This window comes from Lentihominibacter hominis, assembly GCF_014385065.1.
Classification (GTDB): domain Bacteria; phylum Bacillota; class Clostridia; order Peptostreptococcales; family Anaerovoracaceae; genus Lentihominibacter; species Lentihominibacter hominis.
This window is the reverse complement of record NZ_JACRTA010000001.1, coordinates 1,098,210-1,105,971: the sequence shown is the minus strand read 5'-3', so window position 1 is coordinate 1,105,971 and position 7,762 is coordinate 1,098,210. Positions and strand designations below refer to the sequence as shown.

Below are 7,762 nucleotides of genomic sequence, written 5' to 3'. Positions count from 1 at the left end.
TTATGATCAGACAGGACTTCTTTCATCAGATATGCTGACATATGAAGAATGCGACAAGTATCTTGCATATGCTGCTAAACTGGACATCACTCTTGAGACTGAAGTTAAGCCTCTTTAATAAATTTATATAAATTAATGCAAAAAACAACGCCGCGGCAATCTCTGTCGCGGTATTGTTTTGACTTTAACATTATTTCATATCAGCATAATTTTTGCACAGAATCTTTTACACAACATACATATTCTTTGTTATAATGATTTTGCTCAAAACGTATTGTCACAATATATTTTTAACTCTAATTTTAATATCATGAGGTTTTAAAATGGTCGATTTGTTTCAGAAGAAGGTTCTCATGCTGGCATTATATGCCGGTGAGATAATGATGAGAAACGGAGCCGAGATATACAGAGTCGAAGATACCATGACTCATATATGCAAGGCCTGTAAAATGGATAACGTAGAAGTTTTTGCTACTCCTACGGGCATCTTCATATCCATGGACAGAGGTGGAGATGAAGATGATACTCAGACATACGTCAAAAGAATAAAAGGAATAAGTACAGATCTTCGAAAGATCTCTCAAGTAAATCATTTTTCCAGACAATTCTCTGCTGCAACGCTTTCTGTTGATGAAGGAATGACTGTGTTAAAAGAAATAGATGACAGAGGAATCTATCCTCTGCCAGTCCGCCTATTGGGTGCAGCAATGATATCGTCAGCTTTTTGCCTGATATTCGGAGGAAGCGCTGCAGACTGTTGTATCTCTGTATTTTCAGGTATTCTCGGCTATTTGTTTTCGGTCTTTCTCAACAAACTGAAAATAAATTCCTTCGTAACCGGCTTTTGCAGCTGCGCGTTGGTTGCTTTCATTGCACTTTCCGCAGCTTCTCTCATAGATGCTGCAACTTATGATCCTATTATAATAGGAACTATTATGTTATTTGTTCCCGGCGTAGCTCTTACTAATTCCATAAGAGATTTTCTCTCGGGCGATATGCTGGCCGGTGTAGCCCGACTGATGGAAACTATTCTGACTGCCCTTTCTCTGGCTGCCGGAGCCGGCGTTGTCATTAAACTCTGGGAAATATTGGGAGGAGGCGCTATACTATGATAACAATACTGCTTCAGCTTCTATGTTCCCTGCTTATGACATGTGGTTTTTGTATTATATTTAATGTCCCGTCACGCAAATTCCCTTTATGCTGTATTGTGGGAGCTGTAAGCTGGATGTCATATCAAGCTTTTACATTCCTTGAAATGTCACCGGTGTTTTCTACATTTATATCTTCCTGTCTTGTATGGCTGTTCAGCAATATATTCGCCAGAGTATTCAAGGAAACCTCCACTATGTTCATTATTCCGGGCATAATAAGCTTAGTCCCCGGAGCAGGAACTTACTACAGTATGCTTGCCATGCTTGAATACACAAATAAATCCTTTGGCGAAACAGTAAAAGAAACTATCCTGACTGCAGGGGCTATTGCAGCAGGGCTGCTTCTTATGGGCTCCGTAACAGGTGTCATAATAATGATAACAAAAAAAATAAACAGGTTATGATGAAAAAAATCATCATAACCTGCAAACTTTCTCATACCTCATTTTATAAATTTTGCAGCTTTTTTACTGCCTTATGGAGCCAATTTCCTTCAAAATACTCTATTCTGCCTCTATCGCAGGCCTCAGCCAGTTTAGGATCTATAGGAAGTTTTCCCAGAACATCCAGTCCATGATCCCCGGCAACATCATCTACTTTGCTCTTTCCAAATACAGGAATTTCCTTACCGCACTCGGGACATTTAAGATAAGACATGTTTTCCACCAAACCCAGTACAGGGATATTCATCATCTCTGCCATTTTCACTGCCTTTTCAACTATCATAGACACCAGCTCCTGTGGAGAAGTCACCACTATTATGCCGTCCACAGGCAGAGACTGGAATACTGTAAGAGGCACATCTCCTGTTCCCGGCGGCATATCCACAAAAAGATAATCCACATCGCCCCATAATACATCCGTCCAGAACTGCTTCACTGTTCCTGCTATTACCGGACCTCTCCAGACCACAGGATCCGTATCATTTTCAAGTAAATTGTTTACTGACATTGTTCCTATTCCGGTTTCAGTAATAACAGGCAATATCCCCAGCTCGTTAGCCATAGCCTTTTCTCTGATGCCAAATGCTTTAGGAATAGAAGGTCCTGTTATATCAGCATCAAGAATCGACGTCTTATAGCCGGCTCTCCTCATATTTACAGCCATGAGTGAAGTTACGAGGGATTTTCCCACACCGCCTTTACCGCTCACCACTGCTATTACTTTTTTGATATTATTCATACTGTTGGTTTCCTCCAGCATGCTCTGAGGCTGACTGCTGCAGCTCCCTGCGCTGGCGCAATGGCTGCAGTCAGAGTCACAACCTGATGACTGCTGTACTTTTTCCTTTTCGTCCATTTTTTATTACCTCTCTTCCGGTTTTACGGCCATAATAAAAATTATAACCGATATTTTTGGCATATGTTAATTATATTATACTATTCACTGTCAACAAAGGCAAGCTATTGATAATACACGCTTATATTACAGGCCCGCGAGAGCCTTCTCCTTAAATCCAGCTGTTTATATTACTTGCCGTCTATTTCAAAAATAAGATGATCCATAGATTTAAAGACTGCAAAATCTGTATGCGACAGAATCACATCTATGCCGATAATTTCTTTTACCATAAATTCCATTTCCGGTTTTACTGTCTTATAATAACTTTTATGTATATGTTCTATAAGACTCACATTATGTTTATCTTCCAGCAGTTTACGCTCAAGAGGTGTTATCATTCCATAAGCAGATATCTGTATCTGTTCGTCACTGATGAACACCGTCATATCTCTGGGCCCTTTTCCGGCAGTTCTTTTCAAAAACGCTGTCATAGCCTGTTTTATTTTGCTCTCAAATTCCAGCTTTTTCTCCACATTCCCGAAAATTACATTCCCGCTTCGCAGCGTAGCTGCAAGTTTATTGAGGGCATCAAGAAGCTGAGCAAGTATTATGGGTTTTACCACATATTTGACTATGCCGGTATCAACCGCCTCTATTATCATCTCTGTTTCATGTACAGATGAAGTGATTATAAAGGGACATCTTCCCCCAGGTTTTCTTATTTGCTTCAGCATATCTATGCCGTTCATTCTGGGAAGCAAAATATCAGCTATAACTATATCGGGATCTTCCTCACTGTATTTTTTCAGCCCCTCTTCTCCGTCAGATGCCGTTATCACTTTGCCTGCCTTTTTTCTGAGATAATGTTCAAGCTCCTGTCTTGTACAGTCATCGTCCTCTACATACAATATCTTAAGCTGAGACAAATATGTATTACCTGTCATGTCTCTCCTCCTTCTCATTGATGAGTATAACACATCTGACACCGTCTTTATAATTTTCAAGGCTTATTTCACCAGCCATACTTTCTTCTATAAAATGTTTGGAGATAGCAAGCCCAAGCCCTGTACCATCGCTGCTTCCTTTAGTAGTATAATATGGCCTGAACAAATTTTCCCGCTCACTTTCCGAAAGCTGGACTCCGTTGTTGAATATCTCGACGGATATCCTACCGCATTTTCCTGTTTCCCGCCTTATAGCTATGTCTATTATCCCGCCTTCACTCCCTCTTTCATCTATCGCATCTATTGCATTGTCCACTATATTGAGAATCACATGATATAAAGAATTTTTATATCCATATGACATCAGGCCTTCCTCACCTTTTACATTGACTTGAATATTTCTTGTCTTTATTTTATCTTTAAAAAGATCAAGAACTGCTTCTATAACATGATTTACATTGAATGCCACCAGTTTCATATCAGGTTTGAGATAATCCGAAAAATCAGTAAGGGTATCTGACATTCCCGTAGTCAGTCTTTCTACCTTGGATATAGCCAAGAGAGCCTCTTCCTCACTAATCTGTCCGTTTTCTATATCATCTTTGAGATTTCCCATTACGATATTTATATTGTTTAGAGGCTGTTTCCACTGATGAGTAACATTTGCCATCATCTCACCTACTGATGCCAGCCTTGCCTGATTCGCCAGCATAATGTCATTCATACGCTGCCTCTTCATAGCTTTCCTGACGATCAGCTCTATATCACTTTCTTCCTTTATTCCGGTAGCTTCTCTCTCTTCCACCTGATTATCAAGGTCCATCATATGAAGCATCTTTATAGCTCTGTCAACAGGGCTGGAAAAATATCTCACAGTAAAATATATTGCCGCAGACAATAAAAGCACCAGAATCGCAGATAACGATATAACTATTATTATTATATTATCATAAGCGCTGTAAAGCTTATCTTCATAATTTATTATCGCCAGCTTCCATTCATTGCTCAGCTCGCTGAAGCTGATTCTCATGGCCTTGCCATTCCAGTCCACACCGAAAAATCCGTCCTTTTTTCCTTCCATCCCAGCTGTTATTGTCTCCCATAGATCATGCGAATCCAAAAATCCTGCCTCTCTTATATTGTCAGATGATATAATCTCATTATTTTCACCATCTAAAAGAAAAACCATTCCGTCATTTTCCACTCTCATATCACTTATCAAGTCTATAGTATATTCTGTATAGATATCTGTACCTATAACTCCTATTAACATATTTTCACAGTACACTGCTCTGGAATAAGCAATTACTTCTTCATTTATGTCCGAATCTACATAAGGTTCAGTCCAGATTCCCTCCCCGGGACTTTCAACAGCAGAAAAATAATACTGCATTGTCGGGAATTCTTCATCATCAAATGATTCGTAATATATACCATTGCTCATAGCATCGGTATATGTCAGCCTGCCGTCTTTATCATAAGAATACCATATCTCATAAGTCCCCTGCCTATCGGTTATATCGGGGGAGAAGGTTATATACAAGCCCTGAGAATCTTCTATATCCGTAAGAGCATCCTTTATGACAGGAGAATACAGCTTCATATATTCCTTTATGTAAGAAGAGTCTCGAAGTTGTTCAGATATATCAAAGCTGTTAGAAACTTCTGCACACAATGTATCTACCGAGCCCTCTGCATTTTCAAAAACCATACTTATCTGATTTGCAAACTTCTTAGTCTCAAAAAAGAGCTTATCATCAGCAGCTTTTTTCAATACCTTGGAAAAAGTGACTGTCTCAATAGCTGCAAAAGCTGTAAAAGCACAAAAAGCTATAAGAATTGTTATTGCAGATATCTTTTTGATAATACGATTCATCTTCGCCTTCTCCCCTCAACACTGTCCACATGTATGCCTGCTTTATATAATTATAATATCTTTCTGTGGCAATGCAATAGCTGCCTGATATTGCCATCAGACAGCTATTTTAAAATTTTTATGTTATAAAAACATTGTCATCTTTATAAAAGTGTTTGTAATGTTTCCGTTATTGTGTCAAGCCCTTCTTCTTCCTGCTGTATCACGGTATCAAGGAGAGCTTTCTGCTCTTCTTTCAACTGTTCCAGACGGCTGATTTCATCTGCAAAATCTTGACTTTCCGAATCCGCTTTATCCATAAGGCTTCTTATAATATCATCAACATAACAATCCATAGGATCCACATTGCCTTCTGCCCATGTTCCTCTTACGCCTTCAATAAAATTATCATTGAAATAATCTACAGTCTCTTTATCAAAATACATAGCATACCATCCATTGTTTATCCCTGAAAGATAATCATTGTAAGCAGTTTCTGCATCACCGTCTTTGAGCGCATCTATAGCTCCCTGCAGATTCTGTACATTAGACTGTCTCGTCTCATGAGGAAATACTACAGTCATCTCCCCGTCAAGATACAGAAATTCATCTTGTACTTTTTTATATGCCCCATGCAGCTGTTTATTCAGTTCTATCGCCTCTTCCCTCAGCTTATCTGCCTGTTCTGTATCTCCGTCACTTACTGCTTTCTCATAATCTTCATTGAGCTTATTTATTTTTTCTGTGACAGGTTTCGCCGCTTCAATAGCGCCGTCGGCCTTTTCAGTAAGCTGATTATCATTTGAGATCTCATTATCTATAGACTCTTTAAAAGCTTCAAAACGTGTTCCGAAATCCATAGGTCTTGCGGCAAGATCATCAAAAGCATACACAATCCTTGCGTAAAGAGTATGCATCCAGATCCATGCATCTTCATCAAATTCAACTACCTTTTCACTATCAGCATTGGTATGATAAGCTGTATCATAAAATAATGTCTCTTCACCTTTAGCCGTTGCCACCGATGGTACTCCGCATGTCATATAATTAAAGTCTTCCTTATATGTGCTTGGCGGCATCACATACTGATATTCATAGTCTGACTCATCCAACATCGGCTGAACTAATGGCTCAATATAGCTGTAAAGCTCCTCCGACACAGAAATTCCAAATGTAGTTTCGTCCTTCACGCAGTAAGCTCCGTCTATATTAACAATAGCAAAGGCATTTTCCGCCCATTCAGGATGTATCTCCGTGATCTGCTTATAAGCTCCTATAGCCCAGTCAGACTGACTGTCGATCTTGCCCCATTCTTCAGCTCCATGACAGATAAATCTTATTGTCTTATCCGGCTTATATCCACTGTCTATCATGGCTTTGGCTGATCCCAATATCAGCCCCACACCTGAAGCATCATCATAAAAAGAATGAAAATACCCGTCCATATGCGCCATCATATATATCACTTCATCAGTCTTTCCCGGAATCTCTCCCCATACATTCTGGCTTTCAGCATCTTCTGTAACCACTGAATCAGCGTTTAAAACTACTTCTATTTCATTTTTCCCTGAAGCCTTTATAGCTTCTTTCAGTGCATCTGTATCCTCCTGACTGATTCCCATAGCAGGAGCATCCTCAGGTCCGCATATATCCTGAGTGCCGATACGATCATCCATCTCTACCGGAAGTTCAGTATTAGCCAGTACCGCCTTAGCTCCTTTAACATGAGCCTGATACGCCGGACTATTGATCCACCATTCCTCATTCTGATTGATATCTATCAGAACCAGTTTGCCTGTCACATCAACATTCTCGTAATCTTCAGCAGTCCCCTTACCCAAGTATACTACCTCTACCGTTTCATTATCAGCCTGTATAGTCGTCTGATATCCGCCCAGATCTATTTTCTCTTCTTCACCATCTGCGTTTTTAAAGGTTATATTAGCTCCATTAAAAGTCCATCCGTCCAAGCGGGTCTTGTCCACAGTAACATTTTCAAGCCCGATTTCTTCCATAGTCTGCTTTATATACTCGGCAGTCTCCTTTTCCGCAGGTGATCCTGCTGATCTGAATCCCAAAGCAGGATCATCCCCTTTTTCTGATATAGTTTTGTCCACATCATAAGAAAAATCTGTATCCAGAACATCCATAAACTTCTGAAAATCCTCAGGATATTCCATATCCTTCTTACCACCGCATGCAGTCAGACACGTCAGCACCATAACAGCAGCCAGTATTACTCCCACCAACTTCTTTGTCATCTTCATTACATCTCTCCTTTCTGATAAGAACAAAGCCGGCTTCACCTATTTTCTCCGGCAGCTGGCTTTATTGCATTGCATCAATATCACAAAACGATATTTTCTGCATAATAAAAAAGACCAATACAAAGTAAATGTATTGGTCTGCGATGAGCTTACTTGACGTATTCTCTTTCGGTTCTCAATCTCCTATGTTTTAAAAGACAAACTGCCGCTTTACATCGGCTGTTCCTAAAAGCATTATACCAAAACCTTTTTCATTGTCAA

The 7,762-nt window shown here is 39.7% G+C and carries 6 protein-coding genes; 2 read left to right on the top strand and 4 right to left on the bottom strand.

Features of this window, described 5'->3' with window-relative positions:
- The first annotated feature begins 323 nt into the window (after positions 1-323).
- Both H8692_RS05145 and H8692_RS05140 read left to right on the top strand, forming a co-directional pair.
- Complete coding sequence (locus H8692_RS05145; protein ID WP_187525107.1) at positions 324-1,112, top strand: threonine/serine exporter family protein; 789 nt, start codon at positions 324-326, stop codon at positions 1,110-1,112.
- Positions 1,109-1,558, top strand: coding sequence for a threonine/serine exporter family protein (locus tag H8692_RS05140; protein ID WP_177267648.1), 450 nt, complete (start codon positions 1,109-1,111; stop codon positions 1,556-1,558). The genes H8692_RS05145 and H8692_RS05140 overlap by 4 nt, the downstream gene beginning before the upstream one ends.
- A 43-nt stretch (positions 1,559-1,601) precedes the next feature.
- On the opposite strand, the gene H8692_RS05135 is transcribed toward H8692_RS05140, so the two are convergent.
- From H8692_RS05135 to H8692_RS05120, 4 genes are all read right to left on the bottom strand, one after another.
- Positions 1,602-2,453: an Mrp/NBP35 family ATP-binding protein gene (locus H8692_RS05135; protein WP_187525106.1), complete on the bottom strand. Its 852-nt coding sequence runs from the start codon at positions 2,451-2,453 to the stop codon at positions 1,602-1,604.
- 170 nt (positions 2,454-2,623) lie between these two features.
- Positions 2,624-3,379 (bottom strand): response regulator, encoded by a 756-nt coding sequence (locus tag H8692_RS05130; protein ID WP_187525105.1) that lies wholly within the window; start codon positions 3,377-3,379, stop codon positions 2,624-2,626.
- Entirely contained in the window at positions 3,369-5,255 is a 1,887-nt protein-coding gene (locus H8692_RS05125) for a sensor histidine kinase (protein WP_177267645.1), read from the bottom strand. Before H8692_RS05125 ends, H8692_RS05130 begins: the two co-directional genes overlap by 11 nt.
- Positions 5,256-5,398: 143 nt before the next feature.
- Positions 5,399-7,501 (bottom strand): M28 family peptidase, encoded by a 2,103-nt coding sequence (locus H8692_RS05120; RefSeq protein ID WP_187525104.1) that lies wholly within the window; start codon positions 7,499-7,501, stop codon positions 5,399-5,401.
- Positions 7,502-7,762: the final 261 nt, after the last annotated feature.

Excerpts from the sequence above, each read along its gene's own strand:
- H8692_RS05145 (WP_187525107.1), top strand. The coding sequence starts at position 324 with ATGGTCGATTTGTTTCAGAAGAAGGTTCTCATGCTGGCATTATATGCC.
- H8692_RS05140 (WP_177267648.1), top strand. The coding sequence starts at position 1,109 with ATGATAACAATACTGCTTCAGCTTCTATGTTCCCTGCTTATGACATGT.
- H8692_RS05135 (WP_187525106.1), bottom strand. The coding sequence starts at position 2,453 with ATGGACGAAAAGGAAAAAGTACAGCAGTCATCAGGTTGTGACTCTGAC.
- H8692_RS05125 (WP_177267645.1), bottom strand. The coding sequence starts at position 5,255 with ATGAATCGTATTATCAAAAAGATATCTGCAATAACAATTCTTATAGCT.
- H8692_RS05120 (WP_187525104.1), bottom strand. The coding sequence starts at position 7,501 with ATGAAGATGACAAAGAAGTTGGTGGGAGTAATACTGGCTGCTGTTATG.
- H8692_RS05130 (WP_187525105.1), bottom strand. The coding sequence starts at position 3,379 with ATGACAGGTAATACATATTTGTCTCAGCTTAAGATATTGTATGTAGAG.